Below are 25,400 nucleotides of genomic sequence, written 5' to 3'. Positions count from 1 at the left end.
CCCTGACATCGCCCTGACAAATTTGTCCTGACAACGAAAGCCCGACCGGAATTTCGCCGACCGTGACCGGAATCTGCCGTTCGGTAGGCGAATTCCGGCCGGCAGCCGCTGTCAATTCAAACGTTCGTCACGGAAGATATCCGGAAACGGCCTGCGTGAAGCGGGCGATTCGCCGTAACGGAGCGCCGGACATTTCCCCGGTCCCGGGTGCGTCTTTCTCGGGCGCGGGAATGCCCTCGCCGGCGCAGGTGGTGTCCTTGGCCGGGGCGGCGCCGGTGGTGAGGAAGGTGTTGACGATGCGGTCGGCGCACCGGTTCACGCCGCCGTACACGCCGTGGTCGCCTTCACCGGTGACGGTGACCAGGCGCGAACCGGCGTACCGGCTGTGGGCCGACAGCGCGAGGCTGTAGCTGGTCGCCGGGTCGTGGACGGACTGCACCATCAGCGTTGTGGGCAGGCCTTCGCCGGTCGGGGTCGGCATCGTCAGGTTCGGCCGGTCCCAGGCGAAGCACGGGTTCTCGGCCATCGTCCAGCCGATCAGCGGGAAGTGCGGGCCGAGGCGGGCGGCCAGCTGTTCGCCGTGTTCGCGGCCCTGCGGCCAGGGGGTGTCGTTGCAGGTGATCGCGGTGAAGGTCGCGTCCTCGGAGTCCTCGCCGAGCATCCGCAGCCCGATCGGCGTGCGGTCGGCCCGCTGGACGAGTTGCCGCTGACGTGTCGTGGACAGTGCGTCGACGTGCCGTTGTGCGGCCTGCGGACCGCCCTTTGCCTGGGCCGCGGAAAGCTCTTCGAGAAACAGCAGGTCGGCGGCCAGCAAAGGAAAGTCGAGTTTCGAGTACATATCGCCGGAGATCATCTGGTCGAGCGAGTTCTGGTCGTAGGTGACCTTGATCGCGCCGTCCAGGAACTCCTCGGTCGCGGGCTGCTGCTTCAGGGCGCGCCGCAACCGCTCGTACCGGCGGATGATCGCTCCCGGTGACGAGCCGAGCCGGAGCTGGTCGTCGTACTTCGCCGCCCAGGTCGCGAAGTCCTCGCGGAACCGGCGCTCGAAGGCCTGCGGCTGGGAGACGAACGTGTCCATCCAGGTCTTCGTGAAGTCGGTGTTCGAGTCCAGGACGAAGCGGCCGACGTGCTCGGGGAAGTACGTCTGGTAGTACGCGCCGAGCCAGGTGCCGCCGGAGTACCCGACGTAGTCGATCGTGTCGAAGCCGAGCAGCTGCCGGATCAGGTCCATGTCCTGCACGGTCTGCGCGGTCGTGACGTAGGGGAGCAGGCCGCGGGACTGGCGGTCGCAGTACGGCTGGGCCAGCTCGGAGGCCTCGGCGATCAGGTCGCGGGTCGCGGGGTCGCGGTCGCGGGCGTCCATCGTGTAGCCGGGCGTTCCCTCACAGCTGACGTTCGAGCTGCCGCCGGCGCCGCGCGGGTCGAAGCCGACGGCCAGGTGATCCTTGGCGAGCGGCGCCTGGCTCGCCAGGTACGGCGCCATGCCGAGGCCGGCGCCGCCCGGTCCGCCCGGGTTGCCGAACACGACCCGGCTCGGCTTGCCCTTCACCGGCGCGACCTTGCTGACCGCGATCTGCAGATCGTTCCCGGAGTACTGGTTCGCCCAGTCACGCGGGACGGTGATCTTCGCACAGTACGTGCGGAACTCCTCCTCACCGCACTTGGTCCACCGCGGTCTCTGCTTCAGGTACTTCGACGCCACCGGGTGCGGCTTGTCGACGACGCTCGCCGATTGCGTCGACGCGGTGGCTCCCGACCCAGGGACAACGAGAACAGCGGCAGCGGACAGCCCGAGGGCTGCACCGCCGACGGCCAGGGGAACGAACTTCATGCAGACTCCAGCGGATGGCCATGCGTGATCGGACCGTGACAATCTGTCATGCTCGCTGGGAGCCGTCGAGCACCACCCCCGGCCCGTCGCCGATCGGTGGCCTGCTATGTGGCCCCTGCTATGCGGCCGGCTACTCGGCGCCGGGATCCGTGTGCAGCCGGATCTGCTTGATCCGCACCGACTCGTCGCCGTACAGATCGAGCTCGCGGTGCGCGCCGTCGGGCGCCCAGCCGGCCTCGGTGTAGAAGGCGCGCAGGACGTCGTCGGTGGAGTTGACCCAGACCGTCACGCGGCCGAAGCCGTCGGCGCGGACCGTGTCGACGACAGCGTTCAGCAGCCGGGAACCGTGGCCCGCGCGGGTCGCCTCCGGGTTGACCGCCAGCTCGGCGATCAGCGCGTCGCGCTGCGGGTCGGCGTCGGGGTCGTCGGACGGTGTGATGGCCGCGAAGCCGACCAGTTGACGGCCGGCCAGCGCGACCATCACCCGGTTCCGCGCCTCGCCCGGAGCGATCAGCGCTGCCCGCCACTGCGCCGCGAACTGCGCCGGGTCGAGATCAGCGAGGACGTCGGCCGGCAGCAGCCCGGCGTACGACGCCCGCCAGGCCGCCACCTGGACCTCGCCGATCTCTCCCGCCTCCGCCGGCAGCGCGAGCCGGACGCTGGTCTCGGCCACAGGGGTCTCGCCGGAGAGGTCTGCGAGGTTCGCGGGTTCCGGGACGCCGAAGTCACTCATGACCTCCATCCTCCCAGTCAGTACACGAGCCGCCGCAGCAGGGTCTCGGCCGGGCCGCGGTACGAACGCCTGCTCATCGCGTACGCCGCGACGACCGAGACGATCCAGACGCCGGTCGCGACCAGCGCCGCGGTGTACGCCGTACTTCCGAACCGGAGGTTCAGCGTGAACGGGGCCAGCAGGACCATCCACGACACCGACTGGAACAGGTACCCCGACAGCGACCGCTGACCGAGTGCGGAGACGGCGCGGACGGGCAACGACAGCTTCGTGATCCGCGTGACGAGCAGGCCGAACAGAGCGACGTACCCAGGACCGGCGAACATCCCGCTCGCCTGGGAGAGGAAGCTGACCGCGTCCAGTGCCGGCTTGTCGACGTGCAGCAGACCTGCGCTGACGAGGGCGAGCGGCAGTCCACCCAGGACGGCGATGCCCAGCCCGGAGGCCGCGACCCACGACAGCAGCTTGCGGTGAGCGCCCGGGTTCTCCAGGATCTGCCGGCGAGCGGCCCAGATACCCAGCCACACGATCGTGACGAAGCCGAGGACGGTCGCGGTGTGCAGCGGGTACTCGTGCGGCCGGTCGAGCAGGCTCGCGCCGTACGACGAGGCCGCGAGCGACGGGTTCGGCTTGTTCGTCAGCGCGTGCGCCGGACCGGTGCTGTTGACGACTGCGAGCACCGCTCGAGCTGCTATCACTGCTAGGTAGACGAGCTGCACCGCCCAGACGCCCAGCGCGATCCGGTGGAACTTGTCGCCGCGGTTGAGCAGGAACAGCGTGCAGACGATGCCGACGACGCCGTACGCGCCGAGGAAGTCGCCGAAGTACAGCAGGGTCGCGTGGACGAGGCCGAACGCGATCAGCCAGGCGTTCCGCTTCACGAGGATCCGCCGTACGGCGCCGGTGGTGGCGCCGGCCGCCCGCTGCCGCCGGGTCAGCTGGACCAGGCCGTAGCCGAACATGATCGCGAAGACCGGATACGCCCGGTCGTCCACGAAGGTGAGTTTGAGGAAGTTCAGCACGCGCTCGAAGCCGTGCGGCGAGGTCTCCAGACCGGGCTGGCCGGCGAACGCGAAGTTGGCGCTGTTGGCCAGGCCGATCAGCAGCAGCATCGCGCCGCGGATGAGATCCGGCGCGAGCGCCCGCTCGCGGCCGGTGACCGGGCCGCGGTGATCGGTGGGGGCGGTGAGGGTGGTGGTCACGGGGTCCTCCGGAGGGAAACTGTGTAGCCCTTGAACTGATAAGAGCATCCTGCTCCGCGCACGGACGGCTACCCAGTGCGTCAGGCCCACTCCCGGAGGTGGACCCATCACCACCTTTGTGACACTTGTTGTTGATCTGGAGAAAAAGTGTCACATATGCTGGGGGTATGGACAGCTTCCAGGCGACGATCGACGCCGACGGCCGGATCGAGCCGCGGGACGCGATGCCGGACGGGTACCGCAAGACCCTGATCCGGCAGATCGCGCAGCACGCGCACTCCGAGATCATCGGCATGCAGCCGGAGGGCAACTGGATCAGTCGCGCGCCGTCGCTGCGCCGCAAGGCGATCCTGATGGCGAAGGTGCAGGACGAGGCCGGCCACGGGCTCTACCTGTACGCCGCCGCGGAGACCCTCGGCGTGGATCGGTCCGACCTGCTCGATCTGCTGCACAGCGGGAAGCAGAAGTACTCCAGCATCTTCAACTACCCGACGCTGACCTGGGCGGACATCGGCGCGATCGGCTGGCTGGTCGACGGCGCCGCGATCGTCAACCAGGTGCCGCTGTGCCGCTGCTCGTACGGGCCGTACGCCCGGGCCATGGTCCGGGTCTGCAAGGAGGAGTCGTTCCATCAGCGGCAGGGGTTCGAGATCCTGCACACGCTGTGCAACGGCACCGACGGGCAGAAGGCGATGGCGCAGGACGCGCTGGATCGCTGGTGGTGGCCGTCGCTGATGATGTTCGGTCCGCCCGATTCCGCGTCGACGCACTCGGAGCAGTCGATGGCGTGGGGGATCAAGCGGCACAGCAACGACGAGCTGCGGCAGCGGTTCGTGGACATGACCGTGCCGCAGGCCGACGTACTGGGGCTGCGGGTGCCGGACGACGGGCTCGCGTACGACGAGGCGTCAGGGCACTACCGGTTCACGGAGCCGGACTACACGGAGCTGTACGAAGTTGTGAAGGGCAACGGTCCTTGCAACCGGCAGCGGCTGTCGCATCGGGTGAAGGCGCACGAGGACGGCGCCTGGGTGCGCGAGGCCGCGGCTGCCTACGCGGAGAAGCGGGCTGTGAAGGCGGGTGCCGCATGATTGAGCCGTTGTGGGAGGTTTTTGTGCGATCCCGGCGGGGGTTGTCGCACACGCATGTCGGCAGCCTGCACGCGCCGGACGCGACGATGGCGTTGCGGAACGCGCGGGACGTGTACACGCGCCGCCAGGAAGGCGTGTCGATCTGGGTGGTGCGGGCCTCCGACATCACCGCGTCGAGCCCGGACGAGAAGGACGAGTTCTTCGACCCCGCCGGCGACAAGGTGTACCGGCATCCGACGTTCTACCAGGTCCCGGAAGGTGTCGAGCACCTGTGAGCGACCTGTTCGCGACGGATTTGATCGAGTACGGGCTGCGGCTCGGTGACGACGCGCTGATCGCGGCGCAGCGCACCGGCGAGTGGATCGCGGCCGCACCGCAGCTCGAGGAGGACGTTGCTCTCGGCAACATCGGGCTGGACCAGCTGGGGCAGGCGCGTTCGCTGCTGCAGTACGCCGGGTCGCTGGACGGGCGCACCGAGGACGAGCTGGCGTACTTCCGGGACGAGCGCGAGTTCCTGAACCTGCAGTTGTGCGAGCTGCCGAACGGCGACTTCGCGTTCGCGATGGCACGGTTGCTGTACTTCGCGACGTACCAGCATCTGCTGTACGACGAGCTGCGGTCGTCGGCCGACGAGACGCTGGCCGGCGTGGCGGGGAAGGCTGTGAAGGAGGTCGCGTACCACGTGGATCACGCGACCCAGTGGGTGCTGCGGCTCGGGGACGGAACGGACGAGAGCCATCGGCGGATGCAGGCCGCGCTGGACGAGCTGTGGCCGTACACGGCCGAGATGTTCGAGTCGGACGAGCTCGTGCGGCGGTTGGACGTCGCTGTCGATCCGGCGGCGCTGCAAGACGAGTGGAACCATCGAGTGCTGAGCGTCATCGACGAATCCACCTGCGAGCGACCAACGTCGTCCTACCAGCACACCGGCGGCCGCCAGGGCAGGCACACCGAACACATGGGCTACCTACTCGCCGAACTCCAGCACGTGGCACGATCCCATCCCGGTGCGACATGGTGACCGACGAAGCCATCCTCGAGGCGGTCGGCGAGGTTCCCGACCCCGAGGTCCCGGTCCTGACGATCGCGGACCTCGGCGTACTGCGCGGCGTCCGGCACGAGGGCGACGAGATCGTCGTGACCATCACCCCGACGTACTCAGGCTGCCCGGCAATGGACATGATCCGCCACGAGGTCGAGCTGACCCTGAACCACCTGGGCGTAGACGGCCGCGTAGAGACCGTACTGTCCCCGCCCTGGACCACCGACTGGATGACCGAAGCCGGCAAGGCGAAACTGACCGAGTACGGCATCGCCCCGCCCCCCGCCACCCGCGCCGTGACAGACGGCTCCGCCGCAGCTGCACCCCCTGGGCCCCGCGCCCTGGCGGATCCCTCCGTCCCTACCCCCTCCTCACAGTCCCGGGGTAACAGGCCGGTCATGGTGCAGTTGAGCATTCGTTGCCCGTTGTGCGGCTCGCCCAACACGCAAGAGCTGAGCCGCTTCGGCTCCACCTCGTGTAAGGCCCTCTGGCGATGCAACAGCTGCAAAGAACCCTTCGACCACTTCAAGGCGATCTGATGACGACGACCGTTTCCCGGCGCCGCGCCGTCTTCCACCCGTTGAAGGTGGCCGCGATCGACGCGATCACCGACGACGCGGTCGCGATCACGTTCGCCGTACCACCGGAACTCGCGGCGGAGTACGAGTTCACAGCCGGTCAGCACCTGACCATCCGCCGTACCGGTGAAGAAGTACGCCGGAGCTACTCGATCTGCTCCCGGGAGGGATCAGGCGTTCTGCGGATCGGCGTGAAGCGGATCCCCGGCGGCGAGTTCTCGGCGTACGCCGCCCACGAGCTGAAGATCGGCGACGAGCTCGAGGTGATGACACCGCTCGGCCGCTTCGGTACGACGTTCGACGCCGCGAACGCCAAGCACTACGCGTTCGTCGCCGCGGGCAGCGGGATCACGCCCGTCCTGTCGCTGGTCGCCACGGTCCTGTCCGTCGAGCCGTCGAGCCGCGTCACGTTGCTGTACGGCAACCGCACCGCAGGTTCGGTGATGTTCGCCGACGAGCTGGCCGACCTGAAGGACCGGTACGCCGAGCGCTTCCACCTCGTGCACGTGTTGTCGCGCGAGTCGACCGAGGTGGAACTGTTCAGCGGCCGCATCGACGCGGACCGGCTGCGGCGGATGTTCGCGACGATCCTGCCGCTGGACTCCGTCGACGAGTGGTTCCTGTGCGGCCCGTACGCGATGGTGGTCGGCGCGCAGGAACTCCTGCTGGGTGAGGGAGTGCCGCGCGAACACGTCCACGCGGAGCTGTTCCACGTCGGCGACGAGGCTCCCAAGGCACCGGTCGAGGAGTCCGTCGCCGATGAGGATGCCGCTCAGGTGACCGTCATCCTCGACGGCCGCCGCTCGACGTTCCCACTCGGCGAGCACTCGAAGGCGGTCCTCGACGCGACCCTCGCCGTACGCTCCGACGCCCCGTTCGCCTGCAAGGGCGGCGTCTGCGGGACCTGCCGCGCCAAGGTCCTCGAGGGCAGCGTCCGCATGGACACCAACTGGGCCCTGGAACCGGACGAGATCCGCGCCGGCTACGTCCTCACCTGCCAGTCCCACCCGACCACCCCGACGGTCACCCTCGACTTCGACGCCTGAGGGGACGGCCACGCAGACAGAACCCCCTGAAAACCGCCTAAAAGAGCGGTTTTCAGGGGGTTCTGCGTGCGTGCAGATCCGTCAGTCGGTGCCGGATTCCATCGCGGCGCGGTCGAGGAGTTCGTCTTCCTCGGTGGCTTCGCCGCGGGACGCGATCGCCTCGGCGCCGCCGGTGGGGAGTTCGCCGATGAGGTCGGTGGACGAGGCGAGAGCGGCGTTGGACGAGCCGAACATGCCCAGGCCGGCGTACTGCTCCAGCTTCGCGCGCGAGTCGGCGATGTCGAGGTTCCGCATGGTGAGCTGGCCGATCCGGTCGACCGGGCCGAAGGCCGAGTCCTCGATCCGCTCCATCGACAGCTTGTCCGGGTGGTAGCTGAGCGCCGGGCCCGAGGTGTCGAGGATCGAGTAGTCCTCGCCGCGCCGGAGCCGGAGCGTGACCGCACCGGTGACCGCCGTACCGACCCACCGCTGCAGCGACTCCCGGAGCATCAGCGACTGTGGGTCGAGCCAACGGCCTTCGTACATCAGCCGACCGAGCTTGCGGCCTTCGTTGTGGTAGCTCGCGATCGTGTCCTCGTTGTGGATCGCGTTCACCAGCCGCTCGTACGCCGCGTGCAGCAGCGCCATGCCGGGCGCCTCGTAGATGCCCCGCGACTTCGCCTCGATGACCCGGTTCTCGATCTGGTCCGACATGCCGAGCCCGTGCCGGCCGCCGATCGCGTTCGCCTCCAGCACCAGGTCGACCGCCGTACCGAACTCCTTGCCGTTGATCGTCACCGGCCGGCCCTGCTCGAACCCGATCGTGACATCTTCAGGCTGGATGTCGACCGCGGGGTCCCAGTGTGCGACGCCCATGATCGGGTCGACGGTCTCCACCCCGGTGTCGAGGTGCTCGAGCGTCTTCGCCTCGTGGGTGGCGCCCCAGATGTTCGCGTCGGTGGAGTACGCCTTCTCGGTGCTGTCCCGGTACGGCAGGCCGTGCGCGACCAGCCACTCGGACATCTCCTTGCGGCCGCCGAGCTCGTGCACGAACTGCGCGTCCAGCCACGGCTTGTAGATCCGGAGCTGCGGGTTCGCCAGCAGGCCGTAGCGGTAGAACCGCTCGATGTCGTTGCCCTTGAACGTCGACCCGTCGCCCCAGATCTGGACGTCGTCGTCGAGCATCGCCCGGACCAGCAGGGTGCCGGTCACCGCGCGCCCGATCGGGGTGGTGTTGAAGTACGTCCGCCCGCCCGACCGGATGTGGAACGCGCCGCAGGCGAGTGCCGCGAGCCCTTCCTCGACCAGCGCCGCGCGGCAGTCCACCAGGCGGGTGATCTCCGCGCCGTACGCCGTGGCTCGACCGGGGACCGACGCGATGTCGGGCTCGTCGTACTGCCCGAGATCAGCGGTGTACGTGCACGGGACCGCACCCTTGTCCCGCATCCACGCAACCGCAACCGACGTGTCGAGACCACCCGAAAAGGCAATCCCGACCCGTTCACCGACCGGCAAAGAAGTAAGCACCTTGGACACAGGAAAAGTATGCACCCTCCTGCATGATTATGCAAAGCGGGCCGGCTCCGCGTGGCTGGTGTGACGGGTGGGGTTCATGGGAGAGGATGTGGGCTCGGCCGGAGGGAGTGAGGCGCGGGATGATGGGGCGGTCGCATGCGTTGTCGGGGTGGTGTGCCGGGCTGGCGGCGGCGCCGCTGGTCGGGCTGACCTCCGTGGCGGAGGTGGTGCCGTTCGCGGCCGCCACGGCCGGGTACGCGTTGGTGCCGGACCTCGATCACCCGGGCGCGAGCGCGTCGCGGTTGCTGGGACCCGTGACACGTCTGGTGTCAGGAGTGGTCCGTGCGTTCTCCGGCGTCCTCTACAACTTGACGAAGGGTCCGCGCGACGAGGACAGCACCGGGAAGCACCGGCACGCGACGCACACCCTTGTCGCCGCGGTTCTCCTGGGCATGCTCGCCGCCGGGCTCGGCGACCGCGGGAAGTGGGCGGTGCTCGCCGTCGCCGTGACGGGCCTCGTCCTGGCCGCGGACGTGCTCGGCGACTCGATCATCCTCGCTGTACTCGCTGCGGCCGGCTGGTCCGTCGTCGGCGCCACGGAACCACTGACAGGACTTCCCGGCACGGCGGCCGCCGACGCGCTACAGGCCGGGCTGAGTCAGATCGGCGGCTGGATCGGCGCGGCAGTGGCCGTGGGCATGTTCGTGCACTGCCTGGGCGACAGCCTCACCCGGTCGGGCTGTCCGTGGCTCTGGCCGCTCCCGCTCCGGGGCGAGACCTGGTACGAGCTCCGCCTCCCGAAGCCGCTGCGTTTCAGCACCGGCAACTGGTTCGAGCGGCTGGTGATCGTGCCGGCGCTGACCGTTGGCGGCGTACTGCTTCTTCCTGGAGCGTTCCAAGCGGTGCAGGAGTTGTTCGACGCGACGTCGGTCTGGCTGGCCGGCCAGTCCTGATCAGTCCTGCAGCTGTCCGGTCAGGTACGACGGGACGCCACGAGCCTCCAGCGCCGCGGCGAACCGTCGCTGGTTGCGGTCGCCCGGCCAGGCCTCCAGGTAGAACAGCGGAAGCGCGAGTACGGCGCCGATCAGCACGACCCAGAAGCTGTCTGCGACGAACGCCAGCGCGACGGAGATCATGAACACTGCCTCGCAGATTGCGAAGCGGGTGAACGTCGACGCGGTGAAGCGGCGCCACGAGTCCGCCTGGATCTCGGCCGCGGGGCGGTTGGAGTACTCGAGCGGGGGAGTGCGGAAGCCGATGAGCTCGCAGAACGAGTACGCGCCGACCGCGGCGGCGAGCACCACCAGCGGCGGCCAGCTCGCCGGGAACTCGCCGAGCCCATGGGTGGCGAGGACGAACCACAGGACGAGGGTGAGGAGCGGGATCGCGGCGGCCATCGTCGCGCAGACCATCGTCAGGCTCTGACGGGCGGCGGGTGTGGCGGGGCTGGCAGAAGGTGTCGACACGCGGATGAGATTAGCGGTCCGGGAAGTCATCGGATCATCGACAACATGTAGCAATCTACTCACACAGAGTATTCGCAGAAGTTTTTCCCGACTTTTTTGCCGGAAGCTGTAACGCCTGCCGGGCGGGCCCCGATAGGACGAGTGAGCCTGGTGGCTGCCCGGACCCCCGAGCGGACAGCCACCAGGCCTACCCATTTCTCCAGGGTTCGGGAGCGGTAACCTGAGGCCCATGTCCTCGCCAGAATCCACGCCCTCGCCGGCCCCGTCTTCGGCCCCGGCTTCGGCACTGCCGTTCGGCCGTCTGACGACCGCGATGATCACTCCGTTCCGGCCCGACGGCTCCCTCGACCTGGACGCCGCCCAGAAGGTCGCGACGTACCTCGTCGACGGCGGCAACGACGCCCTGGTGCTGAACGGGACCACCGGCGAGGCGCCGACCACGTCGGACGAGGAGAAGGTCCGCCTGATCCAGGCCGTCCGGGAGGCGGTCGGCGACCGCGCGCGGATCGTCGCCGGCGTCGGCACCAACGACACCGCGCACACGATCGAGTGCGCGAAGCAGGCCGAGGCCGCTGGCGCGCACGGGCTGCTGGTCGTCACGCCGTACTACAACAAGCCCCCGCAGGACGGGCTGCGCGCGCACTTCACCGCGGTCGCCGACGCCACCGGCCTGCCGAACATGCTGTACGACATCCCCGGCCGGGCCGGCGTCGAGATCAAGTCGGAGACGCTGATCGCGCTCGCCGAGCACCCGCGGATCGTCGCGGTGAAGGACGCCAAGGGCGACATCGCGGGGACCACGAAGGTGCTGGCGAACACCGATCTGTTCTACTACTGCGGTGCCGACGAGCTGAATCTCGCCTCCCTGGCGATCGGCGCGGTCGGCATCGCGAGTGTGGTAGCTCACGTCGCGAGCCGGGAGTACCGGCAGTTGATCGACGCCGTGGTGGCCGGCGACCTCGCCACCGCTCAACAGATCGACCGACGGCTGGTGCCCGCCGTCGAGGCGATCATGACCAGAACCCAGGGCGCCATCATGGTGAAGGCCGCGCTCCAGTTGGCCGGCGTCATCGAGCACGCGACGCTGCGGTCGCCGCTGGTCGAGGCGCCCGCGGAGCTGGTGGACCGGCTCACCACCGACCTCAAGACGGCAGGACTGATTGCATGAGCCATCCCCATCCAGATCTCGACGCGCCCGGACCTCTCGCTCCGGGCGCTTTGCGGGTCATCCCGCTCGGCGGCCTCGGCGAGGTCGGCCGGAATATGACGGTTTTCGAGTACGACGGCAAGCTGCTGATCGTCGACTGCGGCGTGCTGTTCCCGGACGAGAACCAGCCCGGTGTGGACCTGATCCTGCCGGACTTCGAGCCGATCCGGGACCGTCTCGACGACGTCGTCGCGGTGGTGCTGACGCACGGCCACGAGGACCACATCGGCGGGTTGCCCTACCTGCTGCGCGAGCGAGGCGACATCCCGGTCGTCGGGTCGCAGCTGACGCTCGCGCTGCTCGAGGGCAAGCTGAAGGAGCACCGGCACCGCAACGTGCCGCAGCAGACCGTGGTCGAGGGCGAGAAGCTGCAGATCGGCCCGTTCGTCTGCGAGTTCGTCGCGGTGAACCACTCGATCCCGGACGCGCTCGCGGTGGCGATCCGGACGCCGGCCGGCCTGGTGCTGCACACCGGCGACTTCAAGATGGACCAGCTGCCGCTGGACAACCGGATCACCGACCTGCGGGCGTTCGCCCGGCTCGGCGAGGAGGGCGTGGACCTGTTCTGCGTCGACTCGACGAACTCCGAGGTCCCCGGCTTCACCACCCACGAGCGCGACATCGCGCCGGTGCTGGACCGCGTCTTCACCAACGCCAGGAACCAGCGCATCATCGTCGCCTGCTTCGCCTCACATGTGCACCGCGTCCAGCAGGTGATGGACGCCGCGGTGAAGCACCGCCGCAAGGTCGCGTACGTCGGCCGCTCGATGGTCCGCAACATGGGCGTCGCCCGCGACCTCGGCTTCCTGAACGTGCCCGGCGACACGCTGATCGACATGCGCGAGGTGGACGACTACCCGCCGGAGCAGGTCGTGCTGGTGTCGACCGGTTCGCAGGGCGAGCCGATGTCGGCGCTGTCCCGGATCGCCGCGAACGACCACAACGTCGTACAGCTGCAGCCCGGTGACACCGTCGTACTCGCGTCCTCGCTCATCCCCGGCAACGAGAACTCGGTGTACCGGGTGATCAACGGCCTGATCCGGCACGGCGCGAACGTCATCCACAAGGGCAACGCGCTGGTGCACGTCTCCGGTCACGCCAGCGCGGGCGAGTTGCTGTACTGCTACAACATCGTGAAGCCGCGCAACGTGATGCCCGTGCACGGCGAGGTCCGGCACCTGCACGCGAACGCGGACCTGGCGGTGCAGACCGGCGTACCGCGGGAGAACGTGGTCGTGGTCGAGGACGGCGTGGTGGTCGACCTGATCGACGGCAAGGCCGTGGTGGCGGGCAAGGTGGACTGCGGGTACGTGTTCGTGGACGGCTCGACCGTCGGCGACATCACCGAGACCTCGCTGAAGGACCGCCGGATCCTCGGTGACGAGGGGTTCATCTCGGTGATCGCGGTGATGGACTCGGTGACCGGCAAGCTGACCGCCGGGCCGGAGATCCAGGCCCGCGGGTTCGCCGAGGACGACACCGTGTTCGACGACCTGAAGCCGCGGATCGAGGCCGAGATCGAGAAGGCGATCGGCAGCGGCGTCGACGACATGTACCAGCTGCAGCAGGTGATCCGCCGCGTGGTCGGCAAATGGGTCAGCGACACCCACCGCCGGCGACCGATGATCATTCCTGTCGTGGTCGAAAGCTAGTACCGTTCGGCGCGAGCGACGAAAGGGTGGGCCGGCGATGAGTGTCAGCGGGGTGAACGGGACGGGCCAGCGCCGGCCCACGATGAAGGAGGTCGCCGCCCGGGCCGGGGTCGCGTTGAAGACCGTGTCCCGGGTGGTGAACGAGGAGCCGAACGTCAGCCCCGAGCTGACCGCCAAGGTGCAGGCGGCGATCAAGGAGCTGAACTACACCCCGAACGAGTCGGCCCGGATGCTGCGCCGCGGCAAGACCGGCACGATCGCCGTGGTGATCCGCGACATCGGCGACCCGTTCTTCGCCTCGCTCGGCCGCGCGGTCGAGCTGTGGGCGCGCTCGTCGGGCTCCGTGGTGATGATCGGCCTGACCGACGAGGACCCGGAGCGGGAGAGGGACGTCTGCCTGGAGTTCGTCGCCCGCCGGCCGGACGCGCTGATCATGGCGCCGATCGGGGAGACCCAGGAGTACCTCGCCCCGCACGTGGACGCCGGGATGGCGGTCGTCACGATCGACCGTCCGGCGCACGGCATCGAGGCGGACGCCGTACTGGCGGACAACGCCGGCGGGATCGACCAGGCGATCGACCACCTGGTCCGGCAGGGGCACCGCCGGATCGCGTACCTCGGTGACGACGAGCGGATCTTCACCGCCCGCGAGCGGGTCGTCGCCTACCGGGCGGCGATGGCGCGCCACGGGATCGACGTCGACGAGGACCTGGTGCACCTGTCCGAGCCGACCACCGAGGGCATCGGCATCACGCTCTCGGCCGTCCTCGACCGTGCCGAGCCCGCGACCGCGTTGCTGTCGGCGAACAACATGACGACGGCAGAGGTACTGCGGGGGCTCGCCGGCCGGCGTGACCGGGTCGCGCTGGTGTCCTTCGACGACCTGCAGCTCGGCGACCTGCTCAGCCCGGGCCTGACTGCGGTCGCGCAGTCGGCCGACGTGATGGCCCGGACGGCGATCCAGTTGATGACGGAGCGCCTCCCCGAGCCGCACCGTCCCGGCCGCACGGTCCGCGTGCCGGTGAAGCTGACGATCCGCGGCTCAGGCGAGATTCCGCCCGCCGGCTGACCTCAGCTCGGCGGCCAACGGGCAGTCGAACGGGTCGCGGGCCCGGAGCCCCACGTTGTTCAGGTAGTCGACGACGATCCGGTACGACGTCAGCAGGCTGACCTCGGTGTACTTCACCCCGTGCAGTTCGCAGTACTCGCGGACGATCGGCTGCACCTTGCGCAGCGTCGGTCGCGGCATGCTCGGGAACAGGTGGTGCTCGATCTGGTAGTTGAGCCCGCCCAACGCGAAATCGGTGAGGAGGCCGCCGCGGATGTTGCGCGACATCAGCACCTGGCGGCGGAGGAAATCGAGCTTCATCGTCTTCGGGACGAGCGGCATGCCTTTGTGGTTCGGGGCGAACGAGCCGCCGAGGCAGACTCCGAAGACCGCGAGCTGCAGCCCGAGGAACGCACTGGCCTTGCCGATCGGCAGCAGGAGCAGCAACACGGCGAGGTAGGCGCCGAGCCGGGTCACCACGATAGCCGCCTCGATGCGCTCCACCGAGCTCGCTCCGCGCCGGAACAGGTGCTGGAGGCTCGCGACGTACAGGCTCAAGCCCTCCAGGGTCAGCAAGGGGAAGAACAGCCAGCCTTGGCGACGGGTCAGCCACGCCCGCAGACCCTGCCGTTGGGCGGCGTGCTCCGGGGTGAACGCGATGACGCCGGCGCCGATGTCAGGGTCCTTGTCGAGCTGATTCGGTGCGCCGTGGTGACGACTGTGCTTGGACCGCCACCACGCCGCGCTCATCCCCACCAGCCCACCGGCCAGCAGACGTGCGGTCCAGTCGTTCCAGGAAGCCGAGTCGAATACCTGCCGATGCGCACTGTCGTGGCTGAGGAAGGCCACCTGGGTGAGCACCAGCGCCAACGCGCCCGCCATCAGAAGCTGGAACCAGGAGTCGCCGAGCAGGCCGACACCGACCCAGACTGCTACGAAGGATGCGAGCACCAGGCCGATGCGGGTGAAGTAGTAGCCGCGGCGCCGGCGGAGCAGTCCGAGCTCGCGGACGGTCCGCAGCAGATCGGTGTAGAGATGCGTGTACTGGTGCTGGGCCCGCAACGGATCATGGCCCTCGTCAACAACCTGTGACATGAGAAAACCCCAGTTCCAGTAGTGCATCGGTCGATGCGCCACCAGGTGCTGGGGCAGCGTCACGAGAAGGTGCTGATGCTCTCAACGGAACCACGGCGGGTGGCCGCGCACAAGGTGGGGCGTGTCCGCGGACCGGGTGATTTGGCGCTCAGTTCGCCCCGCCGTCACCTGAGCGTCATCAGTGGAGCGCACCTTCGGGTCATGAAACTGAGCCGCCGCCAGCTCTTGGCCGCATCCTCCGTCGCCGGTGCCTCCCTGGCTCTGCCGGGTGTCGCATCGGCCGCCCCGAATCTTGTCCGCCGCGACCGCGCCGCGCTGCCGTCGGGCGTGGCGAGTGCCGACGTGACGCCGAACTCGGCTGTCGTGTGGGCGCGCGCCGACCGTCCCGGCCGGCTGGTCGTGCAGCTGACCAGCCACGGGCGTTTCGACAGGGCGATCAGCCTGCGTGGCCCGAAGACGGACGCCGGCGACGACTTCACCGCGCAGCTGCCGCTGCGCGGTCTGCGTCCGGGGCAGCGGTACGACTACCGGCTCGGCTTCGAGGATGCGAACGGCCGGATCGGGCAGACCGTCGACGGTTCGTTCAGCACGCCGGGCCGGAACCGGCCGGTGTCGTTCGTGTTCACCGGTGACACGGCGGGTCAGGGGTACGGCATCAACCCCGAGCTCGGCGGGATGATCGCGTACCAGGCGATGCACGAGACCCGGCCGGACTTCTTCCTGCACTCCGGCGACAACATCTACGCCGACGGCCCGATCCAGGCCGAGCTGAAAGTTGCCGACGGCACCGTCTGGAAGAACGTCGTGACCGAGGAGGTCTCCAAGGTCGCGGAGACGCTGGCCGAGTACCGCGGCCGGTACAAGTACAACCTGCTCGACGACAACGTCCGTTCGCTGTACGCCGACGTACCGCTGATCGCGCAGTGGGACGACCACGAAACGGTGAACAACTGGCACCCGGGTGAGATCCTCACCGACGACCGGTACACCGAGCGGCGCGTCGACGTCCTGGCGGCTCGGGCGAGGAAGGCGTTCCTCGAGTACCTGCCGATGGAGCAGGCCGCGGGGCGGGACCGGATCTACCGCAAGGTGAGCCACGGCCCGCTGCTCGACGTGTTCTGCCTGGACATGCGGACGTACCGCGACGCGAACCCGGCGCCGTCGGCGGCCGGACCGGTCGCGATCCTCGGCGAGGAGCAGGCCGAGTGGCTGGTCCGCGAGGTCGCGGCGTCGCGGGCGACCTGGAAGGTGATCGCCAGCGACATGCCGATCGGTCTGCTGGTCCCGGACGGCGCACTGATCGAAGGCGTCGGGAACGGTCAGCCCGGTGCGCCGGGTGGGCGCGAGCACGAGATCGCCTGGGTGCTGAGCCAGTTCAAGAAGCGCAACGTCCGCAACGCGATCTGGCTGACCGCCGACGTGCACTACTGCGCCGCGCACCATTACGACCCGTCGCGGGCTGCGTTCACCGACTTCGACCCGTTCTGGGAGATCGTCGCGGGCCCGATCAACGCCGGCGCCTTCGGCCCGAACGCGCTGGACAGCACGTTCGGCCCGGAGGTGGTGTTCTCGAAGGCGGCGGACTTCCCGAACCAGTCGCCGGCGAGCGGCAACCAGTTCTTCGGCCACACCCGCATCGACCCGCGGACCGGGGTCTTCACGGTCTCGCTGCGGAACCTGTTCGGCGACGTGCTCTGGACCAAGGACATCACCCCGGCCCCTCGGTGAGGGCCCGTCGTGCTCACCCGGCTCCGGCGCCTGTGCGGGATGCCGCCCACCGGAGCCGGGGGAGTACGGCGCTACACGCGGTGCAGCGTCTGCGCGCCAGGGCCGTCGAGCTGCGGCAGTACGTCGCGACGTCCGGTCAGGAGCAGGAGCAGCGCGAGCACCGGACCGCGAAGCTCCGGCCCGTCGCCGACGCTCCAGTCGATGTCGGTGGCTGTGAGGCGAAGTCCGGCGTAGGGAATCGGCTGGAAGACCTTCGCCTTCCGCCGCCCGCTCCGTGTCGCCTGGTACTGCCACGCGCGCGATGCCGCCGTCGCCGCCACCTGCGGTGGAACGGACAGCGATCGGCCCAGCGGGACGGCCATGTCCTGGCCGTGGACGACGATGTCGAGCAACGTCTCGAACGGCGTGACGCCGAGGTTGTGCCGGCGCGATCCGACCATGGCCCGGATCTCGCTGATGAGCTGTTCGGTCGGCAGGGCGGCTTTGTCGCGGGCGGAGGTCAAGATCATCCAGTTGAGGCTGTGGACGCCGGGATGCCTGACGGCGACACGCAGTACGTCGCCGAATCCCATCTGTTGCAGGGTGAGGTGGCCGGCGACGTCGCGGACGGTCCAGCCGTCGCAGAGTGAGCGACGTCCCCAGTCGTCGGGCGAGAGCGTGGCCAGCCAGTCGGTGGTGCGTAGCCGTTGAGCGTCGATCGCGGCCCAGAGCTCGTCGTCGTTCATGACCTTGCCTCTCCCTTGGTCGGACGGTAGCGCACATCGGGCGGTGTGGACCGGGTGCGTTTGAGTTCGAAGAAGTCGCGGGACCTCGCGAGCAGTCGTACGCCGTCGAACAGTCGCAGCGCGTCGTCACCCAGCGGGACCGCGTTCAGGACCGGACCGAAGTACGCCGCCCCGTCGAGATGGACGACCGGGGTCCCGCCGTCCACGCCGACCGGCCGGGTTCCCTCGTCGTGGCTGCGTCGCAGCGCCTCGTCGTACCGCGTCGTGCCGGCGGCGTCCGCGAGCGCTGCCGGCAGCCCGGTCGCGGCCAGGGCGTCCGTCGCCGCCGCGCGGTACTCCGACGGCTCCGGATAGCGCCAGTGGTCGAAGATCTGGTTGCCGAAGGCACCGTGCCAGGCCCGGAACGCCTCACGTCCGTGGTGGACGACGATCGCGGTCGCGACCCGGGACGGGCCGGACGACGCGTCGAGGTTCCGGCTGTAGCTGTCGTCCCGGTCCTCGTTGAGCAGGCGCAGGCTCATCACGTGGTAGCGCAGATCGAGCTCTCGGCGTACGGCGACCTCCTGCAACCAGCACGCGACCAGCCACGTGTACGGGCAGATGGGGTCGACGTAGAGGTCGACCCGGGGCGTCGTCCCGGCCGTCACGGTGGTGCGGCGGGCTGTCTCGGTGCGCTCGCGGAATCCGGCCGCGGGTGTGAAGCCTGCTCGCTCGGTGAAGTAGCTCGTGGTGACCTGGTCCCAGAGAGCGAGGTCCGCGCCGGTCTGATCGTGCTCCGTCATGCCACTCAGCGTCCGCCGCCTCGCCGCGTGCCGCATCGTGCGAATTGCTCATTCGCGGTGCTGAGTACTGCGTTGCGCCGCCCAGGCAGCTACCTGTGCCCGGTTGACGAAGCCGAGCTTGCCGAGGATGTGCTGGACGTGGTTCTGGGCGGTGCGTTCGGAGATGACCAGAGCTGCGGCGATCCCGCGGTTGCTCAGGCCGGCGGCGACCAGCCGGGCGACCTCGCGTTCGCGTGGGCTCAGCGGGTCGTCCGGTCTCTCGAGGCGTGCCAGCCAGGGCGTCATGCCCAGGGCCTTCGCCAGCGGAAGCGCTTCGGCGGCTGTCGTGCGGGCCTGCGCCGACTCTCCAGAGAGCTCGTACACCTCGGTCAAGAGGCAGGCAGCTTCGACGGCGAAGCCGGGAGCGCCGATCGACCGGCACAGCGCGATCGCCTCGTGGAGGTCGGAGGCAGCCGCGTCCCACTCGCCGAGGGCGCCTGCGCACACGCCGAGCGCCAGTTCGACCGGTCCGAGGAAGTTGGTCCCGCCTCCGCCGCCGACGACGTACCGGCCCCGGTGGGGTTCCAGCCGGGCGCGGACGACGCGTACGTCGTCGACCGCGCCCAGTGCGGCGGCGACCCGGGCCGCGACGGCGTTCAGGAGTAGTTCGCCGGCGCGGGGTGCCTGCCAGGATCCGGGCCCGCCGCAGCGGTGGTAGTGCGCGGCAGCCTCGTCGAGGCGGCCTGCGTCGACGAGAACGAACGCTCGGCACAGGTGGGCGAAGAGATCCCAGCGGGAGTCCGTCCCGAACCTCCAGAGGGCCGGCCCGAGCAGGTCCTCGGTGTGGCCGAGGTGATGGCCGCGCAGTACCCGGAACATCACCTCGGCGCCGTGGACCGCGGGGTGCCCGATGCGCCGGAACCGGTCGAACGCGTCGCCGAGCAGCGCCTCGGCCTCCTCGAACTCCGCCCTGGCCAGCGCGAGCGAGGCCTGGGTGACGAGGACGTGCCATCGTCCGTGCGGGCCGTCGACCCGATCGGCGCAGCTCGCGAGCCGCCCGGTCTCCGCGCCGATCGCGGCGAGATCACCGCAGTACCAGAGGGCGTCGATCCGCCACAGGCGGCCGCGCAGTTCGACCTCGGCCCTGCCGGTCGACGTACCGAGGTCGATCATGCGTGCAGCCGCGGCGGCGAGCTCGTCGACGTCGTCAGGCCCGCTCGTGGCGAGCTGGCGGGCGGTGAGTGCCTCGACAAGCAGATCGGCGTCGTCGAGTGCCTCAGCTTGCGCGAGAGCGTCGCTGCTCGTGGCTACAGCTTCGGGCCAGCGGGCGAGGTAGACAGCCGCTTGGGTCTGACGGGCGAGGACGTGAACAGCAGCGCGTGGCGCGAGGCCTGGTGCGGCCAGGGCCTCGGTGCACCACTGGTGGATGTCTCCGTCCCACTCGGACTGGCCGATCGGCTCCAGCGTCACTGCTGCCTCGGCGAGCAGCTCGGTTGCTCGTGACCTGCGAGCAGTGACGACTGCTGCTTGCACGGCCGCATGTGCGGCGGACAGGTCCCCAGCACGGACAGCAGCCACGGCGAGCTGGAGCTGCAGCCGTGCCCGGTCCAGTGGGTCCGCTGTCGTCGCTACAGCCGCGGACCAGTGCCGCATGATCTCTGCCGCATCGGCAGTGGGATCCAGAGCCTCGGCGGTACGACGATGCAGGTCGGCGCGGCCGCCGAGTGGCAGGTGTGCCTCTGCGTCACGTCGTACGGACTCGCTCGCGAACCAGGCTTCACCCGAGTCAGGTGGCACGATCAGAGCTCCTGCACGCACCAGGGTGTCAACCGCGGCCAGGAAGTCGCTGGGCGGCATGGCGACGACCTGCTGCAGTACGTCGAGCCGCACCCGCTCACCGACGACCGCGGCAGCGGCCAGCAGCTGATCCAGCCGGGTGTTGCTCACTGTCGCAGTGTGACCGTCTGCCGCGCGCGTGCGCCAGCCCACCACTTAGGTTGTCCGTATGACCTATCCCGAGAGCCGCCGCGACGACGTGGTCGAGACGTTGCACGGGCACCAGATCGCCGATCCGTATCGCTGGCTGGAGGACCCTGACTCCGCCGACACCCAGGACTGGGTCCGCCGGCAGAACGAGTGCACGCAGGCCGAGCTGGCCACGTACGCAGAGCGCGGCTGGTTCCAGACCACGATGTCCGCGATCCTCGCGCGCCCACGGGCCGGTGTGCCCGAGAAGAAGGCCGGCTGGTACTTCGTCGGCCGCAACGACGGCACGCAGGCGCAGGACGTGATCTACGTAGCCGAGTCGCTCGACGAGTTGGTGTCCGCCGGCCGCGTGCTGATCGACCCGAACACCCTCTCCGAGGACGGCACCGACTCGCTGGGGTCGTTCACCGTCAGCCCGGACGGGAAGTACTTCGCCTACGGCATCAACGAGAGCGGCAGCGACTGGACGACGTTCCGGCTGCTCGACATCGCGACTGGCACGCCGGTCGACGACGTGGTGTCGGAGGCCAAGTTCTGCGAGGCGACGTGGCTTCCGGACAGTTCGGCGTACCTGTATCTGCACTACCCGGCCAGCGGGCGCAGCGAAGGTACTGAGACCACCTCCCTGTCCGGTGGGCAGCTGAAGCTGCACAAGGTCGGCACGCCACAGACCGAGGACGAGCTCCTGCTGAGCTTCCCGGGCCAGGACCGGTACTTCATCACGCCGGAGGTCTCCGACGACGAGAGGTACCTCGTCGTCCACATCACCGAGGGCACGGACCCCAGCACGCGCCTCTGGGTCTACCCGATCACCAGCGACGGGGTGGGGGAGCCGGTGAAGGTGGTGGACGAGTTCGCGGACGAGATCGCCTTCGTACGGATGTCAGGCGACCAGCTGGTACTGCGGACCGACCGCGACGCGTCCCGTGGCCGGGTGGTGCTGTCGAACCTGGACGGCGAGTTCACCGACCTCATCCCGGAGGGCGAGGCCACGCTGCAGGCAGTCCGCGGTACGGCGAACGGTCTGGCCACGTTGACGCTTGTCGACGCGCAGCCGGTGCTGACGCTCTACGCGTTGGACGGGTCCGGCCGGCGCGTTGTCGACGTACCTGGTGGGGGAGTGGTTGGTCTCAACGCCGGACCGGAGTACGACGAGCTGTTCATCGGCCTGTCCACGACAACCGACCCGACGCTGTCGTACGTGGTGTCGACCGGGTCAGGAGAGGTACGGGCGCTCCCGGAGCTGGTCCGCGGTTCTGGTGGGTTCACGCCGCCAGAGGTCACCGTGACGCGCCGCGTCGCTTCAGGACGCGACGTGCCGTACTTCCTGATCACCCGGTCCGACCTGGACTTCGAGACGCCGCGTCCGACGCTCATGTGGGGGTACGGCGGGTTCCGCATCCCGATCCAGGCCGACTACCGCCCCGGATGGCCGGCGTGGCTCGCCGCGGGCGGCGTACTGGTCATCACCAACCTGCGAGGCGGTGGCGAGTACGGGACCGAGTGGCACGACGCGGGACGGCTGAAGAACAAGCAGAACGTCTTCGACGACTTCATCGCGGTGGCAGAGCACCTGCGGGACACCGGCGTCACCACGCCGGCGCAGCTGGCGATCCACGGTCGCAGCAACGGCGGTCTGCTCGTCGGTGCGGTCATGACGCAGCGGCCGGACCTCTTCGCGGTCGCACTTCCCGGTGTGGGTGTGCTGGACATGCTCCGGTTCCACCTGTTCACCGTGGGAGCGGCGTGGGCGTCCGACTACGGTCTGCCGGACGATCCGGAGCAGTTCGAGGACCTGTTGGCCTACTCGCCGCTGCATCGCGTGAGCGACGGTACGGCGTACCCGGCGACTCTCGTGGTCACAGGTGACCACGACGACCGGGTGGTCCCGTTGCACAGTCACAAGTTCATCGCTGCCCTGCAGCACGCCCAGTCCGGTCCGCAGCCGGTCTTGACCAGGGTGGAGGTCAACACCGGCCATGGCTTCGGCAAACCCGCCGCGATGATCGCGTCGGAATGGGCAGACCTACTGGCGTTCGCTGCTCACCACGTAGGACTTCTGCCTCCTGAGCAGTAGGAGGGCCGCTGGACTACCAGATGCGCGGGGCCTGGAGATCGCGGGGATCGTCGGACGGCTGACAGCCGTGCGCGGTCTCCGCGTACTCCGTCCGCGGACCGCTGGTGGCCAGCGTACGAACGGCGTTGACGAGCCGGTCCACGTGCTCACGGGTCGTCCCGAGGCCGAGGCTGGCGCGGACCGCCGTACCGTGCTCGGGGGAGTTGGCGAGCAGGTGGCCGACCAGCGGGTGGGCGCAGAACTTGCCGTCCCGGACACCGATGCCGTACTCCGCGCTCAGCGCCGCGGACACCAGCGTCGAGGTCAGCCCGGCGACGGTGAAGCAGACGGTGCCGACGCGGTCCGCGTCCTCGGCGAAGATCGAGTACGTCGTGACCTTGTCGATCTGGGCGAGTCCGGTGCGGAGGCGGGCCAGCAGGCTGCGCTCGTGCTGCTCGATGGCGTCGCGGTGCTTGCTGATCGCGGCGCAGGCGGAGGCCAGCGCGATCGCGCCGATGACGTTGGGGGAGCCACCCTCGTGCCGCGCCGGACCGGTCGACCACACCACGGTGTCGCCGGCGACGGCGTGCGTCGCGCCCCCGCCGTACAGGTACGGGTCCGCGGCGTCGAGCCAGTCGGAGCGGCCGATCAGCGCGCCGGCGCCGTACGGCGCGTACAGCTTGTGACCCGACAGCGCGACCCAGTCGACGTCCAGGGTGGCGATGTCGACGGGACGGTGCGGGGCGAGTTGCGCGGCGTCCAGGCAGACCCGCGCGCCGTGCGCCTTGGCCACCTTGGCGATCTCCGCGATCGGGAAGATCTCGCCGGTGACGTTGGAGGCGCCGGTGATCACGACGAGGCGAGGACCCTCGGGCGCCTGGCGGAGCGCGTCGGCGACGTTCGTCACGGCCTCGGTCTGGCCGGCCGGGGCCTTGAGGCGCACGGTCCTCTCGGCGGGCCAGGGGAGGAGGGCGGCGTGGTGCTCGGACTCGAACACGATCACGGTCGCGTCCGCCGGCAGCGCGTGCGCCAGCAGGTTGAGCGCGTCGGTGGTCTGCCGGGTGAAGACGACCTGGTCGTCCTCACGGGCACCGACGAAGGCGTGGACCTCGGCCCGCGCCCGCTCGTACCACTGGGTGGTGATCCGCGACGCGTACCCGTTGCCGCGGTGCACCGACGCGTACGACGGCAGCGCCGCCTCGACGCTGGCGCGGACGGACTCCAGACAGGGCGCGCTCGCACCGTGGTCGAAGTTCGCGTAGTCGGTGACCCGGCCGTCGGCGAGCGGGACCAGCAGGTCCGAGCCGACGGTGGTGGGGATGTTCCCGGTGACCTGGCGGGTGACGGTCGGTCGCGGGGTCGCCGTACTGGCCGGCTCGAGGATGGACAAGATCGACATGGTGCTGCTCCCAGGAAGTCCGCGCTTGCCGAGCGGGGTATCCGCACGGCCTGGTCTTCACCCGGGGCACCCCACCGCGGAGGAGGGTTGCCGGCCAGCTAGCCGGGGCTTGTCGCTGGCACTCATGACCTGCCGAGAACGGTAACGAACGGGCTACGGTCCCCGCCAGTAGCTATCTCATGTGATGAGATGATCGAACACATCGTGGACACAGTGAGGAAGTCGATGACCTGGAGAGCGCCCGCCGTCGAGCGACCGGACGGCTCGCTGACCGCACCCGAACGCGAACTGCTGCAGGGCTACCTGGACTTCTACCGCAGCACGCTGCTGTTCAAATGCGCGGGGCTGACCGCCGAGGAGCTGGCCGCGGCGCCGTCACCACCGTCGAATCTGTCGCTGCTCGGACTGATCCGGCATCTGACCAAGGTCGAGCGGATCTGGTTCCGCATCCACTTCGCCGAGGTCCCGGCCGAGCCGGTGTTCCCGCCCGCGTTGGGCAAGGATGCGGACTTCGAGTTGATCGACCCAGGCGAGGCGCAGGCGGCGTACGAGGGTCTGGTTGCCGAGTGGAAGCTCTCCGACGAGGCGGTCGCCGGGCGTTCGCTGGACGACCGCTTCACCTTCAACGGGACAGAGTCGACGCTGCGGATGATCTACGTCCACCTGATCGGTGAGTACGCACGGCACTGCGGTCACGCCGATCTCTTGCGGGAGCAGCTCGACGGGACCACAGGCGCGTAACGCGACCTCCTGCGCTTCTAGGCTGCCGCCGTGCCGTTCACCCTCGCCCACCCCGCGGCGGTCCTCCCGCTGTTCCGGCAGCCGTTCGTGGTGTCGGCGCTGGTGGCTGGTGCGGTGGCACCCGACCTGCTGTACGTCGGCCCGCTGTACCGGATCGCCACGCAGTACATCCACGGCAACTTCACGCTGACGCTCACCCACAAGGTCACGTCGGCTCTCTGGCTGGACCCGCTGCTGAAGCTTCTGCTGCTCGCTGTGTTCAACCTGGTCCTGAAGCGGCCCCTGGTCGCTCTAGCTCCACCCGCTCTCGCCGCCCGCCGGCGCGTACGCCGGCGAGACCGCCGTACGGCTGGTACTCACCGGCCTGGTGTCCGGCACCCTGATCGCACTCGGGATGTACGTCTTCCTGTGGCACGCGGAACGCTGGCGCCGGCGCACGTACGTGTCGTGACGCTACGGATGGGGCAGCGTGATCGGCGTGTGACACATGGGACTCAAGGGGTTGTCGGGGTAGCCTGA

Annotated in this window: 23 protein-coding genes and 1 riboswitch; of the genes, 13 read left to right on the top strand and 10 right to left on the bottom strand. The window is 69.2% G+C overall.

Going from position 1 to position 25,400, the window contains the following annotated elements; all coding sequences use genetic code 11:
- Positions 1 to 127: 127 nt before the first annotated feature.
- The 3 genes from BJY22_RS30465 to BJY22_RS30455 all read right to left on the bottom strand — a co-directional run bounded on the left by BJY22_RS30465 (position 128) and on the right by BJY22_RS30455 (position 3,766).
- Positions 128 to 1,831, bottom strand: coding sequence for an alpha/beta hydrolase (locus BJY22_RS30465; RefSeq protein ID WP_167213535.1), 1,704 nt, complete (start codon positions 1,829 to 1,831; stop codon positions 128 to 130).
- Between the two features lie 130 nt (positions 1,832 to 1,961).
- Positions 1,962 to 2,564 (bottom strand): GNAT family N-acetyltransferase, encoded by a 603-nt coding sequence (locus BJY22_RS30460; protein WP_167213532.1) that lies wholly within the window; start codon positions 2,562 to 2,564, stop codon positions 1,962 to 1,964.
- Positions 2,565 to 2,581: 17 nt separating this feature from the next.
- Entirely contained in the window at positions 2,582 to 3,766 is a 1,185-nt protein-coding gene (locus tag BJY22_RS30455) for a DUF418 domain-containing protein (RefSeq protein WP_337759491.1), read from the bottom strand.
- 167 nt (positions 3,767 to 3,933) lie between these two features.
- Here BJY22_RS30455 and paaA point away from each other — a divergent pair, with 167 nt between their 5' ends.
- Genes paaA through paaE form a run of 5 tightly spaced genes read left to right on the top strand, consistent with a single transcriptional unit; the run spans position 3,934 to position 7,523 of the window.
- Complete coding sequence (gene paaA / locus BJY22_RS30450; protein WP_167213526.1) at positions 3,934 to 4,857, top strand: 1,2-phenylacetyl-CoA epoxidase subunit PaaA; 924 nt, start codon at positions 3,934 to 3,936, stop codon at positions 4,855 to 4,857.
- Positions 4,854 to 5,132: a 1,2-phenylacetyl-CoA epoxidase subunit PaaB gene (gene paaB / locus BJY22_RS30445; protein WP_167213524.1), complete on the top strand. Its 279-nt coding sequence runs from the start codon at positions 4,854 to 4,856 to the stop codon at positions 5,130 to 5,132. Before paaA ends, paaB begins: the two co-directional genes overlap by 4 nt.
- Positions 5,129 to 5,878 carry a 1,2-phenylacetyl-CoA epoxidase subunit PaaC gene (gene paaC, locus BJY22_RS30440; RefSeq protein WP_337759488.1) on the top strand — a complete coding sequence of 250 codons (750 nt, stop codon included), beginning with the start codon at positions 5,129 to 5,131 and terminating at the stop codon, positions 5,876 to 5,878. The genes paaB and paaC overlap by 4 nt, the downstream gene beginning before the upstream one ends.
- Positions 5,872 to 6,438, top strand: coding sequence for a 1,2-phenylacetyl-CoA epoxidase subunit PaaD (paaD, locus tag BJY22_RS30435; RefSeq protein ID WP_167213521.1), 567 nt, complete (start codon positions 5,872 to 5,874; stop codon positions 6,436 to 6,438). The genes paaC and paaD overlap by 7 nt, the downstream gene beginning before the upstream one ends.
- On the top strand, positions 6,438 to 7,523 hold the full coding sequence (paaE, locus tag BJY22_RS30430) for a 1,2-phenylacetyl-CoA epoxidase subunit PaaE (RefSeq protein ID WP_167213518.1): 1,086 nt from the start codon (positions 6,438 to 6,440) through the stop codon (positions 7,521 to 7,523). The genes paaD and paaE overlap by 1 nt, the downstream gene beginning before the upstream one ends.
- 81 nt (positions 7,524 to 7,604) lie before the next feature.
- On the opposite strand, the gene argG is transcribed toward paaE, so the two are convergent.
- Positions 7,605 to 9,038, bottom strand: a complete 1,434-nt coding sequence (gene argG, locus BJY22_RS30425) for an argininosuccinate synthase (RefSeq protein ID WP_167213515.1) — start codon at positions 9,036 to 9,038, stop codon at positions 7,605 to 7,607.
- Positions 9,039 to 9,157: 119 nt separating this feature from the next.
- Here argG and BJY22_RS30420 point away from each other — a divergent pair, with 119 nt between their 5' ends.
- On the top strand, positions 9,158 to 9,970 hold the full coding sequence (locus BJY22_RS30420) for a metal-dependent hydrolase (protein ID WP_238350502.1): 813 nt from the start codon (positions 9,158 to 9,160) through the stop codon (positions 9,968 to 9,970).
- Here the strand turns inward: BJY22_RS30420 and BJY22_RS30415 are convergent, their stop codons facing one another.
- The gene (locus BJY22_RS30415; RefSeq protein WP_167213509.1) at positions 9,971 to 10,483 is read right to left on the bottom strand and encodes a hypothetical protein; all 513 of its coding nucleotides are present in this window, start codon (positions 10,481 to 10,483) and stop codon (positions 9,971 to 9,973) included.
- A 229-nt stretch (positions 10,484 to 10,712) separates the two neighbouring features.
- On the opposite strand from BJY22_RS30415, the gene dapA reads away from it, so the two are divergent.
- From dapA to BJY22_RS30400, 3 genes are read left to right on the top strand one after another with little or no spacing between them, the layout of a single operon-like run.
- Positions 10,713 to 11,651 (top strand): 4-hydroxy-tetrahydrodipicolinate synthase, encoded by a 939-nt coding sequence (gene dapA, locus BJY22_RS30410; protein ID WP_167213506.1) that lies wholly within the window; start codon positions 10,713 to 10,715, stop codon positions 11,649 to 11,651.
- The gene (locus tag BJY22_RS30405) at positions 11,648 to 13,342 is read left to right on the top strand and encodes a ribonuclease J (protein WP_167213504.1); all 1,695 of its coding nucleotides are present in this window, start codon (positions 11,648 to 11,650) and stop codon (positions 13,340 to 13,342) included. The genes dapA and BJY22_RS30405 overlap by 4 nt, the downstream gene beginning before the upstream one ends.
- 37 nt (positions 13,343 to 13,379) lie before the next feature.
- A complete protein-coding gene (locus BJY22_RS30400; RefSeq protein ID WP_167213502.1) occupies positions 13,380 to 14,411 on the top strand; it encodes a LacI family DNA-binding transcriptional regulator in 1,032 nt (343 codons plus the stop codon).
- On the opposite strand, the gene BJY22_RS30395 is transcribed toward BJY22_RS30400, so the two are convergent.
- Entirely contained in the window at positions 14,385 to 15,485 is a 1,101-nt protein-coding gene (locus tag BJY22_RS30395; RefSeq protein WP_167213500.1) for a fatty acid desaturase family protein, read from the bottom strand. The genes BJY22_RS30400 and BJY22_RS30395 overlap by 27 nt on opposite strands.
- 201 nt (positions 15,486 to 15,686) lie before the next feature.
- Here BJY22_RS30395 and BJY22_RS30390 point away from each other — a divergent pair, with 201 nt between their 5' ends.
- The gene (locus BJY22_RS30390) at positions 15,687 to 17,213 is read left to right on the top strand and encodes an alkaline phosphatase D family protein (RefSeq protein ID WP_167213498.1); all 1,527 of its coding nucleotides are present in this window, start codon (positions 15,687 to 15,689) and stop codon (positions 17,211 to 17,213) included.
- Positions 17,214 to 17,284: 71 nt separating this feature from the next.
- Here BJY22_RS30390 and BJY22_RS30385 read toward each other — a convergent pair whose 3' ends face one another.
- From BJY22_RS30385 to BJY22_RS41960, 3 genes are read right to left on the bottom strand one after another with little or no spacing between them, the layout of a single operon-like run.
- On the bottom strand, positions 17,285 to 17,938 hold the full coding sequence (locus BJY22_RS30385; RefSeq protein WP_167213495.1) for a maleylpyruvate isomerase family mycothiol-dependent enzyme: 654 nt from the start codon (positions 17,936 to 17,938) through the stop codon (positions 17,285 to 17,287).
- A complete protein-coding gene (locus tag BJY22_RS30380) occupies positions 17,935 to 18,720 on the bottom strand; it encodes a mycothiol-dependent nitroreductase Rv2466c family protein (RefSeq protein WP_202891326.1) in 786 nt (261 codons plus the stop codon). Before BJY22_RS30380 ends, BJY22_RS30385 begins: the two co-directional genes overlap by 4 nt.
- 48 nt (positions 18,721 to 18,768) lie before the next feature.
- Positions 18,769 to 20,646 (bottom strand): LuxR C-terminal-related transcriptional regulator, encoded by a 1,878-nt coding sequence (locus BJY22_RS41960; RefSeq protein WP_167213492.1) that lies wholly within the window; start codon positions 20,644 to 20,646, stop codon positions 18,769 to 18,771.
- 58 nt (positions 20,647 to 20,704) lie between these two features.
- Between BJY22_RS41960 and BJY22_RS30370 the strand changes: the two genes are divergently transcribed.
- Positions 20,705 to 22,762 (top strand): prolyl oligopeptidase family serine peptidase, encoded by a 2,058-nt coding sequence (locus tag BJY22_RS30370; RefSeq protein ID WP_167213490.1) that lies wholly within the window; start codon positions 20,705 to 20,707, stop codon positions 22,760 to 22,762.
- Between the two features lie 13 nt (positions 22,763 to 22,775).
- Here the strand turns inward: BJY22_RS30370 and BJY22_RS30365 are convergent, their stop codons facing one another.
- Positions 22,776 to 24,140 (bottom strand): aminotransferase class V-fold PLP-dependent enzyme, encoded by a 1,365-nt coding sequence (locus BJY22_RS30365; protein ID WP_167213487.1) that lies wholly within the window; start codon positions 24,138 to 24,140, stop codon positions 22,776 to 22,778.
- Positions 24,141 to 24,156: 16 nt separating this feature from the next.
- A riboswitch (SAM riboswitch) is annotated at positions 24,157 to 24,270 on the bottom strand.
- A 95-nt stretch (positions 24,271 to 24,365) separates the two neighbouring features.
- Here BJY22_RS30365 and BJY22_RS30360 point away from each other — a divergent pair.
- Positions 24,366 to 24,881: a DinB family protein gene (locus tag BJY22_RS30360; RefSeq protein ID WP_167213484.1), complete on the top strand. Its 516-nt coding sequence runs from the start codon at positions 24,366 to 24,368 to the stop codon at positions 24,879 to 24,881.
- 30 nt (positions 24,882 to 24,911) lie between these two features.
- Positions 24,912 to 25,400, top strand: coding sequence for a DUF4184 family protein (locus BJY22_RS30355; protein WP_202891325.1), 489 nt, complete (start codon positions 24,912 to 24,914; stop codon positions 25,398 to 25,400).

The sequence above is a fragment of the Kribbella shirazensis genome (assembly GCF_011761605.1).
Lineage (GTDB): Bacteria > Actinomycetota > Actinomycetes > Propionibacteriales > Kribbellaceae > Kribbella > Kribbella shirazensis.
This window is presented reverse-complemented; position numbering and strand designations above follow the sequence as displayed.